Origin of the sequence: Planctomicrobium mucosum (assembly GCF_051466335.1) — a bacterium.
Taxonomy (GTDB): domain Bacteria; phylum Planctomycetota; class Planctomycetia; order Planctomycetales; family Planctomycetaceae; genus Planctomicrobium.
This window is the reverse complement of the sequence record NZ_CP195793.1, coordinates 2,788,545-2,803,962: the sequence shown is the minus strand read 5'-3', so window position 1 is coordinate 2,803,962 and position 15,418 is coordinate 2,788,545. Positions and strand designations below refer to the sequence as shown.

The following is a 15,418-nucleotide window of genomic DNA, read 5'->3' as shown; positions in this document are numbered from 1 at the left end:
AGGGCACCTTAGATCTAACCGAATTCCAAGTCAGCAGCGAGGGTATTCGTTCCGTACCGCAGGAGTCAACGAATCTGGCCAGGAACATGCCGAACTGGATTCCCTGAATCGCGTTTTGCGAGATTCCGACGGCTCAATCACGTCACGTCCCCGGTGACACGTGCCGACGAACACCGGTTCACCTATTCAGTACGTTGAGAATGGGGATGCGAAGACTGGTAGGTCTCTCGCATCCTGCGTGTACTGACGTGAGTATAAATCTGCGTCGTCGTGAGACTCTTGTGACCAAGAAGCTCCTGAACAGCGCGCAAATCGGCGCCTCCGTCCAGCAAATGGGTCGCGAAACTGTGTCGCAATGTATGCGGGGAGGTGATTGTATCAAGTCCAGTATCTTGAAGATGCTTTTCCAGCATTCTTCCGATACTTCGGGTGGTGAGACGCCGCCCAAAACGATTCAGGAACATCGCATCAAATTCATCCGGCGGCGCATGCGGATCGACTGAGCGGACCGCTAACCAGGCATCGAGTGCCTTCGCTGCATACGAACCGACGGGCGCGATACGCTCCTTCTTACCTTTTCCGAAGACACGAAGAATGTTTGCCCCTCGATCCCAGTCTCCAACGTTCAATCCGACCAGCTCAGCGACACGCAGCCCGGCGGAATAGAGCGTTTCGAGAATCGCTCGGTCTCGCAATCCAGCCGGCTCGTTCGCTGGCGGAGCCTCTAACAGCAAAGCAACCTGTTCGGTAGAAAGGAAATGCGGAAGCTTGCGGCCCGTTCTGGGAGTTCTGATGACTTTGGCAGGGTTCGAAGCGGTAAGCCCCTCTCGCGTCGTGTAGCGGAAAAAGCTGCGAAGCGAAGCAAGTCTGCGGGCGATTGTCGTTTTGGCGTACTGACACTCGTGAAGATAGGAGATGTATCCTCGCAATATCGGAATGGTAATCTGGTCGGGGTGGGTAATTCCTCCGACACGATCTTCGAGGTAGTCGTGGAAGCTGGCGAAATCGTCGCCGTACGATTTCACAGTGAGTTCAGAAGCGTTTCGTTCGAGTTTCAGATGGCGGAGGAACTGGTCAACTGCTTCAATCATTTCAGAGTTTGCCGATGCTGATTTCTGCAGAAATGAATTGGACTCACAATTCGTGACACTCAGGCAGTGCGACGAAACGGTTTGTCCGTCGAATCCACCGTGTCGTTTTGAAGACGGCGCACTTTCTGGCTCAAGACCGCGGCGTCATACCAAGTGAAATTCAGCTCGGGGTCGGCTGCGTACTTGCCCAATGTCTGCAAAAGCTGAGCGACGCTCGCCTCGTCGTAGAGAAAAACGTAGCGTTCTCCGTCCTTGACCAGTGCAATCACATTCACATTTCGGTCCATCCCTGTTCACCTCGCTCGTGATCACAACGCTACCCACCGGGGTTATCGTCGAGCCTCATCGGAGGAAGTTCTTGAATACTCCGAATTACTGACACTTTTAGAGAATTTCAGGGATCTGACTGGTTGATCTGGTATCTTCAGAACTCTTCATCAGGAAGACATCGATTCAACCGGCAAGTATCGCGAATCGAACAAATCCACTGGTCGGTAATGTCCCGCAAATTGTCACTCTTGTTCACACGTTAAAATCCTTAAAATTCAATCCGGATTCATTTCAGAAAGAATCTTGCGACATTTTTCGTCACCCCCAACAAATCGCGGGGTCAGTGCTGACTTCAACTGAAGCAACACGGGAGGTCTGGCGACGCTGACCTGAGGAACAGCGAAGCGTCAGATCGCCACATTTGTGTAAGCGGGCGATCTGGACGTCGATTCACTTGCATTCTCTCCCAAGAACTGAGAAGAGTTTGCACTTGCGCTCAAGTCAAAACCTGAGTGATTTCCTTACCATCAAAGTTAAACATGACCGCAGGATTCACAATGTCGAATGATGCACACCTCCCTCGTGGGTTTCAGGCTGCAGGTGTCTGCTGCGGAATCAAAGTATCAGGGAAGCTGGACCTGGCCTTGTTCACAAGCGAGGAACCGGCTGTGGCCGCTGGGGTCTTCACAAGAAACCGTGTGGTCGGGGCACCCGTCATTGTGTCTCGGGAGCGAGTTCCTTCCAGCTCGGTTCGAGCAGTTGTCATCAACTCAGGCAATTCAAACGCCTGCACCGGGGAACGAGGAATCTCGGACGCCAAGCAGATGACATCGCTCGTCGCCGAACGAATTGGATCGGTCGAAGAAAATGTGTTGATCTGCTCGACAGGCGTGATCGGAAAATTCCTGCCCCTCGACAAAATTGAGTCAGGAATCCGAGAGGTCTCCGGTCAACTCGGAAAAGAGCTCACACATCTTGAAACCGCTGCCCGATCCATCATGACGACAGATACTGTCGAGAAGATCGTGACGCGAGAATGCACGATCGACGGAGTCAGCGTCACAGTAACAGGTGTCTGCAAGGGGGCAGCGATGATTGCTCCCAACATGGGGACGATGCTCGCAGTGGTCATGACCGATGCCGCCATTCCGGAGACATTGGCAACCGATATGTTGCGTCACGCAGTGAACAAGAGCTTCAACTGTGTCACCGTCGAAGGGCATACCAGCACCAGCGATACCGTACTGCTGCTTGCAAATGGTGCTTCTGGTGTGAGCTGTTCATCCGAGTCTGATCTGGAAGCATTCCAGTTGGTACTCAACGATGTTTGCACCGAGCTTTGCAAGAAGATCATTCGCGATGCGGAAGGGGCCCAGCATTTCGTCACAGTAAATGTTCAAGGTCTTCCGACGGAACACGACGCTCGCCTCGTCGCCAAGGCTGTTTGCGACAGCCCACTCGTGAAAACAGCCATCACAGGGAATGATCCAAACTGGGGACGAATTGTTTCCGCCGCAGGTTACGCAGGAGTCGCGTTTCAGGAACAGGATCTGTCACTCGTGTTAAATGGTGTCAGCATTTACGAATCTGGCCGCCCCAGTTCTTACGACGAGGCTGCACTTTCGAACTCGATGCGATCCGGGGAAGTCACCATCGATCTGCAGTTCAAACTCGGTAAATCGGAAGTGACGTACTGGACCTGCGACTTGACTGCAGAGTACATCCACCTGAACGCCGACTACACGACATAACTCTCTCACAGGAGTGAGCGGAGTCGAAGTTCGACTGATCGATGAATTGACCATCATCCGGACGCCAAAAATCACTTTGGTTCGCCGCACAAGAGAAAAGCTAAAGAGCCGCATTCTACGGGATGCGGCTCTCTTTTTTTCTGGATTTCAGTTCGAACGAACGAAGCAGAACTCGTTGCAGCCGAGTCGATGAGTTCGTTTACTTGTCAGCAATGTGAACCCGCGCGATTCATAAAATTTCTGAATCTTATCGAACGTGGCCACCTCAAAGGGATAGCCACCGAGCCAGTCGAACCAGTCGTGCATGATCGACATGCCTCGATTACGTCGATAGGCCGCGAACTCGTTCCGCATTCGGATCAGACTGACAAGGACCGTTCTCACGAGAAACCAGGGGATGAACATCCAAAGGATGAGCCATTTGCCGAGAAAATTCGAACAGTAGATCTGCTTCACAATTCTCCAGAGCTTCGAACGAATCCCCTGATCGTTATAGATCGCGACGACAAGTTTTCCCTGGGCGTTCACATTCCCGATCACGTTCTCAAGGGCGTCCCACATTGCGCCCGTGTGATGTAGCACGCCCCAACTGTAGACGACGTCAAACGTCCCGAGCGATTTCAAATAGGCAAGATCGAGTGCGGAACCCGATTGGATCACCCATTGATCTTCGTGATCGTCGTACTTTTTTCGCAGTTCCCGCGCACAGGCCACAGAGACAGCGTCGTAATCAAACGAGGTCACCCGGGCCCCGAGTCGACGGGCAGCCAAAGAGAACAGGCCGCTGCCACATCCAACATCAAGAAAGGTCTTCCCCTCCAGAGTGTCGACCTTTAGCTGATCCCGGAGAGACTGCATCGCAATCTGAATACGGGACTCATCCATCGTGGTCAGAAATGACGCCCAGTTTTTCCCGAAAGAAAAACGAACTCCCTGTTCAATCTCGTCTTTGGCATTCATCCTGACGGAACCGCTCGATGGATATTGCTATTGGAAAATCTGACTGATCATCGCCGCTCGCAGGAAACGATTTCTTGGCTCCTGCTATTGGACGCTTCATCGCTCCACAGTTGCTTCCTGCTTCATCACCCCTTCCGTAGAAGGAACCGGCTGAGTTGCACTCTGCTCAATGACCTCGATGAGAAATCGGCTGTGCAAAACAATTCCCAACCCCATGGCATGGCGGAGATTTGTTTCCATGGTTTCACTCCCAAAACGCTCACCATGCCAAATTTGGCCGATCGCAAGCCCGACAACCAAGGGGCGACCGTCTTCCAATTTGATAAAGGCCGGGCCGCCGCTGTCACCTGCAAACGTCGTGTAATCCGCGATGAACGTTGGAAACTCATCTGAATCGAGCAGGGGAGGAGTCGAAAAAATTCCCGCACGTGCCACTGGAAAACCGACATGATTCCCTTCGAACCGCTGGGGAAAACTTAGCAAATACAATTGGTCGCACACTTGTGGATTCGCTTCATTCAACCGGACCTGATCGGCAAGGTCGCTGAGAAGCAATGGCTCTATCGGAAACGGAAACGGCTCCGTGACTTTCAAGGACGCGACGTCTTGCTGAGGATGCTTTGTCCAAAGTGGTTGCATGTCCTTGCGAATCGTTACAGGGTGATCCACTCTCACGTAAGATTGACCATCCTCTTCGCGGCGTAGCACCAGTTGCGCCACATCACCGTTCGCCTTCTCAAGCACATGTTGAGCTGTCACCACGTAGACCGCTGGATCCGATTCATCGCGTTTGACAAGAATGCAGGTGGCAGTCGAGGTCGGATTAAACAGCTTGTAAGTGGCGGCAAGAATGCGATTCCCAAAGTCGTCAGCGCGTAACTCTGCGTAGAATCCGAGCGTCAGAACTGCAGCGATCAGGCTGAGACATCTCTTCAGACCCAACGTTTTCAGTTGAAGCATTTTCACCCTTCACAACTCGAAAACAAAAATCACGACGAAGTCCATGGCTGCTTCTCTGTGATTCGCAGTCGTTTAGTCCTCTCACCGTGACTTCGATCGCGACTCTGATCGCGAACGGAACATGTCACGTTCACAAACGACTGTCCGAAAAAAAACATGGTCACATCTGCGAAGCTGTTCGAGATGCTACCATGTTCACTTCGAGATGTCTGGAAGCACAGGTCTCCAGCGACAATTAAAAGAGGCGATTCAAGCCGTTGAGTGCCGCGACCCGGTAGGCTTCCGCCATCGTGGGGTAGTTGAACGTCGAGTTCACGAAATACATGAGAGTATTGTTTTCGCCAGGCTGGGACATGATCGCCTGACCAATGTGAATAATTTCCGAAGCGGTCGATCCGAAGCAGTGAATCCCCAAAATCTGGAGGGTTTCACGATGAAACAGGATTTTCAGCATCCCGGTCGTCTGGCCGGTGATCTGAGCGCGTGCCATGCTCTTGAACATGGAATGCCCCACTTCATATGGGACGCCGGCCGCAGTCAATTCTCGTTCGGTTCGACCGATGGAACTGATTTCAGGTGAGGTATAAATCCCCGCGGGAATGTCCCGAATCATCGCGCGTTCACAACTTCCGGTGATCGCATGGTAAGCAGAGTATCTTCCCTGGACATAAGCTGCGCTGGCCAATGATGGAATACCAACGACATCTCCAACCGCATAGATATGTGGAACATTCGTTTGGAAGTCTTCATTTACACGGACATAGCCACGCTTATCGACGTCGATCCCAAGCGAATCCAACCCGATGTTCTCCGTATTCCCGGTACGACCTGCCGCCCAGAAGAGAATGTCGGTCTTGATCTGTTTACCCGATTTCAGGTGCAAAATGACTCCATCGTCCATCGGTTGGACTTTGGAATAACTTTCGTTGTGACGAATCAGTACGCCACGCTCTCGCAAGTGATAGCTGAGGGCATCGATAATCTCATCATCCAGAAACTCCAGAAGTTTCTCGCGCGTATTGACGAGATTCACTTTGGATTCGAGATTTCGAAACATGGACGCATATTCGCACCCGATGACGCCTGCACCATAAATGGTGATCGACTTCGGCGTATGGTTCAAATTGAGAATCGTATCGCTATCACAAATCAGCGGGTGATTGAAATCGATGTCATCGGGTCGATAGGGGCGAGATCCAGTCGCGATGATGAAATTGCTGGCATGCAGCCGTCGCTTTCCCCCATATTCATCGCGCACCTCGAGAGTGTGGGGATCAAGAAAGACAGCGTGACCAAAAATAATCGGGACGTCATTGCGATCATAAAAGCTGTTTCGCATGTCGACTTGCTTCTCGATCACAGACGCTGCACTGCGTCGAAGAGCAGGGAAGTCCGGCATGCTTAATGACGGAGTTTCCCGAAAGACTTTGTTGTGGAAGATCTGTGTCGCCTGAAAGATGGCGAAACGCAGCGCCTTACTTGGGATTGTTCCCCAGTGCGTACATCCTCCACCGATGGAACTATGTCGTTCGATGATTGCGACGGACTTGCCCAATTTGGTCGCTTGCATTGCCGCCCCCTCTCCTCCGGGGCCGGTTCCAATCACAACGACATCAAAAGTCTGCTCACTCATGGATCAATCACTGCCATTTCCAGACCGGATTTCGGTCTCCGAATCCGCAAAGGTAATCTCGAGCGATCCGGATGATCAGGCTTTGCAGAATCGGTCTGTTTCGAATTGGGATGCGAAGCGTCACTCTCATCCCCTTACCACACAATCTGATTGCATTGGCAGATCAACGCAAGCCTATTCAGCAATCAACGCCAATTTCGCATCCCCATCGCGGCATTGCATCAATACTTTTTGATCACAGGCCGATCCCGATCAGGTCCCGGTGCAGGGTGCGGATTGGTCACCATCCCGTACATTTCCGGTCGTCGATCACCGATGCGGTCCAACGCTTCCTTCTGTGGAAGCCGACCGATTTTCTTTTGCCGTGCAACCAGTGGGTCGACATCCGCGTACAAGATTTCTTCAGCGTCGCTAGAGGCCAGTGCAATCCACTTTCCAGATGGATCCACAACTTGAGTCTTTCCAATGAATCGAAATCCTCGCTCTTCGCCGATCCGATTGCACGCAGCGAAGTAGACGGTGTTTTCCATCCCTCTGGTTCGGATGAGATGATCGACCATCCCTTCAGCACCCGATGGAAAATTGGTTGGCAAGGCGATTAAATCGGCCCCCATCAGCATCAAGGATCGAATCGATTCAGGAAATGCGCAGTCATAGCAGATCCCGATGCCGAGTCGAACACCGGCGATCTCAACGACTTCAAAAGGTCTCTCACCATAAGTGGCAAAGACATCGACCCCCAATTTCGGAAGATGAATTTTGCGGTAGGTGGTCACGATTCCCGTCGCCCCCAGAAGGACGGCAACGTTGTACAGGGCCCCTTGATCTTCCTCGATCATTCCAAACAGCGCGTAGCCTCCAAGCTCACTTACCACTTTTTGAAACGCGGCAGTCGACTTACCTGGAATCGACTCGGCATAGTGAGCAGCCTCTTCGATTCCGTCGAAGCAGTACCCCGTCAGCGCACATTCCGGAAAGATCACCAACTCGGCGGAGTTCTCTCTGGCGGTCCGAAATCTCTCAATCATGAATGAGAGATTTCGCTCATTCTCGCCAATCTTCACATCCATTTGAACCAAAGCAATTTTCATGGCGAATCACAACATGAGGAGAGTGAACGGAACCTACTGCAGATAAGGAGCGTCCTGCTCGATGTCTCGGGTTTGCGGGACGGTCTCCGCAGGGGGTGGACTGAACTCCGGTGAGCGCTCCACACTCCGTGACCCGGCTTGAGTCGACCACAGTCCACGACGATTCGCTTTCGCAATTCGCTCTGCCTGCTGAAAGCGACTCTTCATATCACTGCGAAGCGGGTACTGCAAAACCGCGGGGCTCAGTCCGTTGAGAATCAATTCTTCATTCAGACAACGATCACCGACAAAAACGAAGGCGAGAAGCCTGTGATACTTATCGAAGCGTTCGCGATCGAACACGAGAGTCACTGTCTTTCCTTCACAGAACTGGCGAGTGAATTCAGCGGCCTCCAACCCGTAGGACTGTACTGGAGTCCCTTCCTTTTTAGTTTCTGGAGTATCGACCCCGAGAAGTCTGACCCGTTCTCGGGTCGTCAGGAGCAGGGTGTCGCCATCGACGACTCGCAAAACGCTGACAGTCACAGATTCCGCAGATTGGCTCACCGTTGAGTCGAGCTTTTCGGCGGGCCCTATACGATTTTTGGTTCCACTCCAAGTACGGAGCAGAACCAAAAAGAGTACGCAGATTAAAAAAACTGAGATGCGATTCATGTGAACTGCTGGTCTCGCCAGTCAGGCAACTCCGACCAAAGGTCGGCCGACCTAGTTCTGGCTGTACTTGAGACGTGTGGCTGTCCGCACTTTACCAAGCGGGGCCTTCAGGTACTGCTGGCAGCACTGGGAACAAAGTTCAAACTTGAACTGTTTCGGAGTCAGTTCTTCGAAGTCATCGTCGCCGGTTGTTCCAGTTTCGGCGATGATATCCGCAATCTGCTCGAGGTGATCGATATCGAGATCATCTTCTGTCAGATCGTCAGGATCAAAAGTAGGAGCAACTTCGATTTTGGCAACAAAATGCTGTTTTCCGATGGATCGACCGCACAGATCGCACGTGTAGTGGATCATGTTTTTAAGAGCCCCTTTGCGAATCAGTCGCAGATTGAATCGGCATCAGCCACACGGAAGGAACATGCGTTCCAGTGAATCATTCGAATGTGATGGCGTCGCGTGACGAGATGAAAGACTTTGAATCAACTGTTTTGATTTAACCAAAATCTCTCGAGGGTTGAAAGTGAGATTCTTTTGATTTTCGCCGTGTGAGAAACATCGATTTTCTGACTTGATTTTTCACTTGCCAGAGAGTTCAACGATCCCCTTCCATCCAGCAGGAGCAACACGATTATGCTGTGTGATCATCGCCAGCAAAAAGTCTTGCGCCTGATCGCTGGACGATACAGAATGCAGCGCCCGGTAGGCGTCATCCCACTTCCCGTCCGAAAAAAGCTGAACTCCCTCTTCAAACTTCGCAAGGTGCGCATCGCTTAATTCCGAGAACTCCCCCGCAGGGGGAAGTAGCTCACTGACAGCCAACGGCTTCTCCATTCCATAGGGCTGCACAGTCGCAAGTTGCCGAATCCGACCTTCGGCTTTTGAGAGCCCACGTCGCGCCAGATCCGCGGTGGCTGCATCAAGGATGACGGGAACATGCAGGCGCTTCGTCATCCCCTCAAGTCGACTCGCCAGATTCACAACGGGACCGAAGACTGTCACAGAGACACGTCCACCAGTACCGATTTTCCCGGCCACCGCACGGCCATGAGCGACACCGATCCCCATGCGAAAGTCTGCAAGCGGATGATGTTTTGATTGCTGAATTCTCTGGAATTCTTTGCGGATCTCCAATGCTGCCCGACATGCTCTCACAGGAGCTTCATCCGAAGCGAATGGCCACCCCCAGAAGCCTAAAACTGCATCCCCCAGGAAGTCTCCCGTAACACCGCCGTGATTGAGAATTCCGGTTGTCATCACCTCCAAAGCGCTATTCACGCGAGAAAGCAGCCCCTGAAGATCATGCCCCATTTCTTCAGCACGTTGACTGAATCCACGCAAGTCACAGAACAGCACGGTCACCTGACAAACACGAGGCTGAAGTAACTCGACGTTCAATTCACCATTGCGACCGGTCTCTTCGAGCGCCTTCAAAATTGGAGGCGAAAGAAACTGACGAAGAACCGATAGTTGGCCTTCCATGCGATTCGAGCGTTCTGAAGATCCGACAACTTCACCGACTAGCTGGGCAAAGCGAATATCGGACTGCAGATTTCGTCGCAGCGTATGGCCGTCATACAACGGCTCATCAAGTTGGCCTGCAACGTAGATCCCCCATTTGTGATTGCCATAGGTCGCAATGGGAGTACAGAACGCCCAGTCGAACTCTGCCTGAACGGTGTACTCGGGTTCTGCTTCGACATTCTTTTCCCAGATATGCAGGAGAGCGTGCCATGCATGCATGGCATCCCGAATCAGGCTGACACTCGGTCGAAATGTCCCGTTTGTTTCATTCCGACGATCCCACGCGACGACGACCACTTCGTCATCGCTGCCGATACTGACAACAGCCGCTGCTTCCGCATGTCGAATTCCCGCCAGAATCAGGGTCGCCAGGTTGGTGCATTTTTCCTCGACGTTCGATGACTTTGCAATCACCATCGGCAACCGCGCGAGCGCCTCCATTCTTCGATCGGAATCTTCGAAAGCGACTTCCAACAATTCGGCATGGGAGAACGAGATCTCCTGCACCGGATGATCCGGGAGCGGAGACATCGACTGCACCTCTCGCAGCAAGAATGACGTCTCGCCAATAACAAATTTCTCTCCGTGGCGAATATGAAACTTGCTCGAAGGTTCCCCCTTGAAATAGACAGGGTTCGAAGACCGGGACGACTGTTCCAGCAGAACAGATCGACTTTCCGTCTTCAGGGTCACATGTTCACGTGACAGCCAGTTATCCCAAGGGACAGGGATGTCGCAGTCCGCAGATCGCCCCAACGTAAAACTCTTCCCGACATCGAGACGATGCTTCGCACGTTGTACAGGATCGCGACCTTCGACAAGGATCTGCCACATAGTCGATGGAGATGTCGTTTGAAGGAGATTGAAGAGACAGCCACACGCCAGCAAATAATGTCATGCGTTACACGACAGGCAATTCGTGCAATACAGCGGGCTCACCTTGGATCGCACTCAATCGAAGCTGACCGCACGCTGCGTCGATGTCGGCTCCTTTCCGTTTCCGCACAGTCACGTTGACTCCAGCGTTTCGAAGAGTCTCGACAAAACTCTGAGTACGCGGGCTTCCAGGAGCCTCAAGCGCGATTGTCGAAACTGAGTTCATGGGAATCAGGTTGATATGGGCATTGCGATGTCGCAGCAACCGTCCCAACTCGATGGCATGAGCTTCCTGATCGTTCACACCTGCCAGCAGAACATACTCGTAGGTAATACGACGACCTGTTTTGTCGAAATAGTCGTCCGCTGCTGCCAGAATTTGGTCGATCCCAATATTCTTGTTGGTCGGGACGATCTCAGTGCGAAGAGTATCATTGGGCGCATGGAGCGAAACCGCCAAGTGAAAAGGAATATCGGTTTCAGCCAGTTCCCGGATCTTTTCAGGGAGGCCCACGGTGGAGACAGTAATCCGGCGTGCTCCCAGCCCCATTCCCCCCTTGTCATTCAACGCCTTCAATGCTGGCAGAAGATTGCGAAGGTTCGCCAACGGCTCACCCATCCCCATCACAACCACATTGGTGATGCGGTCATTCAAAGGGAGCAGGCGGTCGATTCTCAAAATCTGATCGAGGATTTCGCCAGTCGTCAGATTCCGTTTGACCCCCAGCAAGCCGCTGGCGCAGAACACGCATCCCATCGCACAGCCCACCTGAGTGCTGATGCAGACGGTCCGCCGGTCTTCTTCCCGCATCAGAACACATTCGAGCGTCTCGCCGTCTCGCAATTCCAATAGCAGCTTTTCGGTTCCGTCCTTCGAAACAAGGTGGCGGGCGATGCGGGATGCAAAGAAGTCGAAGTCGGCCTTCAGATCCTCCCGCAACTTGGCGGGAACATCGTGCATCGAGTCAAAATCGTTGACCCGTTTGCCGAAGATCCATTTCCGAATCTGGTCCGCGCGATATCCGCCTCCGCGTTGAGCGCAATATTCCACGAGAGCATCACGTGAAAGATCATTAATCAAAGGGCGTTGCGAAGACTGAGTGACCATCGTTCCGGGCAATTCCATCAAAAGGGGATTTCAGAATTCTACCCGATTCCTGTCAGCAGAACACCAACTCATCTCAAGAACTTCAACCGACGGGAAACGCAAACGAACTCAGCCTCGCACCACACAAGCAAGCCGTGTGCACGAGGCTGAGTCAACATCAACGCAATCCGCAACGAATTCATGAGTTACAGCGACTCAAGAAACGCAGTCAAGAGTGCCGGATAGCTCTCGAGATCGACTTTATGAGACATCTCAGTGATGGTGTGAATGTACTTCACAGGGCAACCGAAGATCGCGACGCGTGCTCCGGCACGGGTCCGTTGCATCATCGCTCCATCCTGTCCACCGCGAAGCAGCACACCTCGCTGGCATTTGATATTTCGTTTGGCTGCCACTTCTTCGATCTGCTCGAGCAGTTTGATATCTGCGATGGTTGAACTATCGATGACTTTCAGGCAAACCCCATCGCCGGCAATCGTCCCTCGCTGCTCTTCAGGAACGCCCGGAACCTTGCAGCACAGCGTCGTGTCACAGGAGATTCCGATATCCGGTTCGACTGCGAATGTCGCTGGTCCCGCACCACGCAGTCCAACTTCTTCCTGCACAGTCCAGACCGCATGAATTTCGCAGTTGTGATTCTTGAGCTTCTCGATCGCGCGAATCTGGGCCCAGCAGCCAATGCGGTTGTCGAGGCACTGAGAGCTCACGTAGTTGCCGACTTCAGAAAACGGGCCATCCAGGACGACCATATCCCCCATCTGAACCTTCTCTTTGACTTCCTTTCCGGGAAGTCCCAGATCGATAAAGAAGTCGGTGATTTCAGGGATCTTGCGTTTTTCTTCTTCGCTGGCAATGTGAATGGGGCGTCCGGATGGATTCATAATCCCGGGCAAGTCCCCCGATTTCGTGCAGACTTTCACCTTGCGGGCGAAGAGATTGCGGTTATCGAAACCACCGACCGGGTAAACTCGGAGGAAACCTTCTTCGCTGATGAAGCTGACCAGAAATCCAATCTGGTCCATGTGGGCAGCCAGCATGACCTTGAGCGGCGTTTCAGCAGCTTTTCCCTTTTTCGGACGAGCACGCCGAACAGCGATCAGGTTTCCCATTGCATCGACACTGATCTCATCAAACAATTTGGCGTCAGTGATGTGCTTTTGGATCACTTCTCGAACACGATCTTCTCGACCAGGAACGGAAGGAGTTTGAGTCAGCTTGGCCAGCAATTCCATAATTTCTGCCGCAGATTCGAGAGTGAGAAGGGGTCTGGAACAAACGTCCCAAGAGCCTAGCGAATCGTCGATGGATTTGAACGCTCACTTTTGAAAATTTCTCAGCGGCCTTCAATCTCAATTGACTTTCGGCACAAATGAAGCATTCACTTACTCAAACCTGACGCTGCAGTCGATCCAGGCAGCATCGGCCGTGGGATTGAGCGGTGGGATTGAGTTGTGAATCACGGCATCACAAAACTATGTCCTTCAGGCCGAACTGTCAGGACCGGACAAGGGGATTTGCGCACAATCTTCTCTGCGGTGCTCCCCATCAAAACATGAGCCAATCCCGAGCGCCCATGAGTCCCAATGACGATCAAATCGATTTCCAGATCACGGGCATATCGGACGATTTCAAGAAACGGTACGCCGATTCGAACCTGGCGAACAACTTTCGTTTGATCAGCCCCGAGGTCACTGGCGGGGAACTTCTGAATTGTCTCACGAGCAATGTTTGCCAGATCGTTTGGATAGAAGTCACCGCTTGGAAACGTTGTCCCTGGATCAGCAACAAGCGGATAGACATCTTCGACGACGTTCAACACGTGGATTTCAGAATCAAATCGGCTGGCGAACTCGCATCCGTATCGCATCGCGCAGAGGCTGAAGTCGCTGAAGTCTGTTGGAATCAGAATCTTTTTTAACTGAATCATCGATCCCTCCTGACACACACATCAGATCGTTCCGGAATTGAAAACAACTCACAGACCTCTCCTCGCGCTGATTTCGGAAAGGCGAAGAAGCCTTCGATTCATCTCATTAGACCAAATACTTCCAACGAAGTTCAATCAATTACAGGAAGTACTGACGTAAAACCTGGCCACTGAATGGATCGCTCGCGAACATCGCAATCGCTGAATACGCCACCGCATCGTCGCGACTCACGCACACGAATCACCGTTACCGCTGCCAGCGATTGTCGCCTGCGATACTCAAGGTCATTCAGTTTTGGCCAATGTGTGTTTTCGCATCCACCAAGTCATTCGATGAGGAACTCAACCCACTGTAATCAAAGTCGATCAGCTCTGGCTGACTCAGTAATCCATCAGCCCCACGCCCTTGATGAAGCACTTGCACTTCCACAATCGGCAACACCCATTTCGCATTGACGCGCGTGTTCAGAGTCGGCTTCAACGTTCGAATCTCGTTGAGATTTTCTTGCAGCTTGCTGATCATTTTCTCGTCAACCTGATGCAGCGAGAGCTTCGCTACGAATCGATACCGATTCGACATTCGCTCCGCCAGCAAGATCGATTTCAGATCGCCCGAAGAATTCGTGAGGTACCCAAAGACGATGCAAGTCGCCCGATTCCCGGAGTTGATGGCTGCCTCCGCAGCGCCGTCGATCGGAAAATCAGCATTCATGGTTGCTGATAAAAGTGAGGCAGCAGCATTCGCCCCTTTCGATACTTCCGCAATTGAATCACGATTCGCGCTCGTCGCCTGCGATTGGGCGATGTCCACATTCTTGAAAGTCAGTTTATGCGAAATGGTGTTCGTAGAGCGGAGTTCTTTCTTTGACTTCGCGGATGTCGCGATCAATTGAACATTCTTCGACATCCAATGAAAATCCGCCCCTGACTTCACCCCCCCAGCCATCATGAGAACAAGCCCCAGTGTCGCCGCAATCGGAGCAAGTCGATTGGGGAGGGGGCGCCGAAACGCAGCGACCCAGAGTTGAACTGGTTCTAGCCAAAGTGAACTGATCGGGAGTTGGCTGAATGCTGCACGTAGCTGAGAAAACAGGTAGATGTGTGCAAGGGAGCAGAGGAGCAGTCCGCTTCCGACCTGAACTCGAGAGAAGTTCGGACTGACCCTCCATTCCGGCACCATCCAGACGATCACCCATTCCACCAACAGAACAGCAAGGGGGATCCAAATCACGTACTTGCCGTAACGACGAAATGGGATCGATGCCCGGGGAGTCCCCGACTCCTGACCAGCCAATTCTCCATCTCTGATCACCCGCCCCAGCTTTGGGCAGTAGAAACAACTGGTGCACCAGAGATGGGAACTGAAATCGGCTGGCGCTTTACAAGACGGACAATGACGCAATTCGGGTTCAACTGCGATTTCAGCAGGCTGCTGGTCACTCTGCCCCTTCTCAAGCCGGACCAATTCCAAAATTCGCATAACCCGCGTCGTCAATTCATCTTGCGACGGGTCGATTGAACTCGAAGATTGAATATTCGATGACATGGTTCGAGTTCGATTCCAGCGCCCAGTGTA

The 15,418-nt window shown here is 52.4% G+C and carries 14 protein-coding genes; 1 reads left to right on the top strand and 13 read right to left on the bottom strand.

Going from position 1 to position 15,418, the window contains the following annotated elements:
- Window positions 1–182: 182 nt before the first annotated feature.
- Complete coding sequence (gene xerC / locus SH668x_RS11365; protein ID WP_437185176.1) at window positions 183–1,091, bottom strand: tyrosine recombinase XerC; 909 nt, start codon at window positions 1,089–1,091, stop codon at window positions 183–185.
- Between the two features lie 59 nt (window positions 1,092–1,150).
- Complete coding sequence (locus tag SH668x_RS11360) at window positions 1,151–1,378, bottom strand: hypothetical protein (protein ID WP_437185175.1); 228 nt, start codon at window positions 1,376–1,378, stop codon at window positions 1,151–1,153.
- Between the two features lie 540 nt (window positions 1,379–1,918).
- On the opposite strand from SH668x_RS11360, the gene argJ reads away from it, so the two are divergent.
- Complete coding sequence (gene argJ / locus SH668x_RS11355) at window positions 1,919–3,112, top strand: bifunctional glutamate N-acetyltransferase/amino-acid acetyltransferase ArgJ (protein WP_437185174.1); 1,194 nt, start codon at window positions 1,919–1,921, stop codon at window positions 3,110–3,112.
- Window positions 3,113–3,259: 147 nt separating this feature from the next.
- Here the strand turns inward: argJ and SH668x_RS11350 are convergent, their stop codons facing one another.
- The 11 genes from SH668x_RS11350 to SH668x_RS11300 form a co-directional block, all read right to left on the bottom strand.
- Window positions 3,260–4,072 carry a class I SAM-dependent methyltransferase gene (locus SH668x_RS11350; RefSeq protein WP_437185173.1) on the bottom strand — a complete coding sequence of 271 codons (813 nt, stop codon included), beginning with the start codon at window positions 4,070–4,072 and terminating at the stop codon, window positions 3,260–3,262.
- 96 nt (window positions 4,073–4,168) lie between these two features.
- Complete coding sequence (locus tag SH668x_RS11345; RefSeq protein WP_437185172.1) at window positions 4,169–5,032, bottom strand: S1 family peptidase; 864 nt, start codon at window positions 5,030–5,032, stop codon at window positions 4,169–4,171.
- A 235-nt stretch (window positions 5,033–5,267) separates the two neighbouring features.
- Window positions 5,268–6,665 carry a Si-specific NAD(P)(+) transhydrogenase gene (gene sthA, locus SH668x_RS11340; protein ID WP_437185171.1) on the bottom strand — a complete coding sequence of 466 codons (1,398 nt, stop codon included), beginning with the start codon at window positions 6,663–6,665 and terminating at the stop codon, window positions 5,268–5,270.
- A gap of 221 nt (window positions 6,666–6,886) precedes the next feature.
- On the bottom strand, window positions 6,887–7,756 hold the full coding sequence (locus SH668x_RS11335) for a carbon-nitrogen hydrolase family protein (RefSeq protein WP_437185170.1): 870 nt from the start codon (window positions 7,754–7,756) through the stop codon (window positions 6,887–6,889).
- Between the two features lie 33 nt (window positions 7,757–7,789).
- Window positions 7,790–8,410 carry a thermonuclease family protein gene (locus SH668x_RS11330; protein WP_437185169.1) on the bottom strand — a complete coding sequence of 207 codons (621 nt, stop codon included), beginning with the start codon at window positions 8,408–8,410 and terminating at the stop codon, window positions 7,790–7,792.
- A gap of 51 nt (window positions 8,411–8,461) precedes the next feature.
- Window positions 8,462–8,764 (bottom strand): hypothetical protein, encoded by a 303-nt coding sequence (locus SH668x_RS11325; protein ID WP_437185168.1) that lies wholly within the window; start codon window positions 8,762–8,764, stop codon window positions 8,462–8,464.
- Between the two features lie 222 nt (window positions 8,765–8,986).
- Window positions 8,987–10,765, bottom strand: a complete 1,779-nt coding sequence (locus SH668x_RS11320; RefSeq protein WP_437185167.1) for an adenylate/guanylate cyclase domain-containing protein — start codon at window positions 10,763–10,765, stop codon at window positions 8,987–8,989.
- Between the two features lie 67 nt (window positions 10,766–10,832).
- Window positions 10,833–11,915 (bottom strand): 23S rRNA (adenine(2503)-C(2))-methyltransferase RlmN, encoded by a 1,083-nt coding sequence (rlmN, locus tag SH668x_RS11315; protein ID WP_437185166.1) that lies wholly within the window; start codon window positions 11,913–11,915, stop codon window positions 10,833–10,835.
- Between the two features lie 185 nt (window positions 11,916–12,100).
- Complete coding sequence (locus SH668x_RS11310; RefSeq protein WP_437185165.1) at window positions 12,101–13,147, bottom strand: M42 family metallopeptidase; 1,047 nt, start codon at window positions 13,145–13,147, stop codon at window positions 12,101–12,103.
- A 224-nt stretch (window positions 13,148–13,371) separates the two neighbouring features.
- Window positions 13,372–13,842, bottom strand: a complete 471-nt coding sequence (locus SH668x_RS11305) for a universal stress protein (RefSeq protein WP_437185164.1) — start codon at window positions 13,840–13,842, stop codon at window positions 13,372–13,374.
- Window positions 13,843–14,131: 289 nt separating this feature from the next.
- A complete protein-coding gene (locus SH668x_RS11300) occupies window positions 14,132–15,388 on the bottom strand; it encodes a hypothetical protein (RefSeq protein WP_437185163.1) in 1,257 nt (418 codons plus the stop codon).
- Between the last annotated feature and the right edge of the window lie 30 nt (window positions 15,389–15,418).

Bases quoted from the DNA above. Each gene is read 5' to 3' on its own strand.
- SH668x_RS11360 (WP_437185175.1), bottom strand. From the start codon at position 1,378: ATGGACCGAAATGTGAATGTGATTGCACTGGTCAAGGACGGAGAACGC.
- SH668x_RS11325 (WP_437185168.1), bottom strand. From the start codon at position 8,764: ATGATCCACTACACGTGCGATCTGTGCGGTCGATCCATCGGAAAACAG.
- SH668x_RS11350 (WP_437185173.1), bottom strand. From the start codon at position 4,072: ATGAATGCCAAAGACGAGATTGAACAGGGAGTTCGTTTTTCTTTCGGG.
- SH668x_RS11300 (WP_437185163.1), bottom strand. From the start codon at position 15,388: ATGTCATCGAATATTCAATCTTCGAGTTCAATCGACCCGTCGCAAGAT.
- SH668x_RS11345 (WP_437185172.1), bottom strand. From the start codon at position 5,032: ATGCTTCAACTGAAAACGTTGGGTCTGAAGAGATGTCTCAGCCTGATC.
- SH668x_RS11310 (WP_437185165.1), bottom strand. From the start codon at position 13,147: ATGGAATTGCTGGCCAAGCTGACTCAAACTCCTTCCGTTCCTGGTCGA.
- argJ (WP_437185174.1), top strand. From the start codon at position 1,919: ATGTCGAATGATGCACACCTCCCTCGTGGGTTTCAGGCTGCAGGTGTC.
- SH668x_RS11335 (WP_437185170.1), bottom strand. From the start codon at position 7,756: ATGAAAATTGCTTTGGTTCAAATGGATGTGAAGATTGGCGAGAATGAG.
- xerC (WP_437185176.1), bottom strand. From the start codon at position 1,091: ATGATTGAAGCAGTTGACCAGTTCCTCCGCCATCTGAAACTCGAACGA.
- sthA (WP_437185171.1), bottom strand. From the start codon at position 6,665: ATGAGTGAGCAGACTTTTGATGTCGTTGTGATTGGAACCGGCCCCGGA.
- SH668x_RS11320 (WP_437185167.1), bottom strand. From the start codon at position 10,765: ATGTGGCAGATCCTTGTCGAAGGTCGCGATCCTGTACAACGTGCGAAG.
- SH668x_RS11305 (WP_437185164.1), bottom strand. From the start codon at position 13,842: ATGATTCAGTTAAAAAAGATTCTGATTCCAACAGACTTCAGCGACTTC.
- rlmN (WP_437185166.1), bottom strand. From the start codon at position 11,915: ATGGTCACTCAGTCTTCGCAACGCCCTTTGATTAATGATCTTTCACGT.
- SH668x_RS11330 (WP_437185169.1), bottom strand. From the start codon at position 8,410: ATGAATCGCATCTCAGTTTTTTTAATCTGCGTACTCTTTTTGGTTCTG.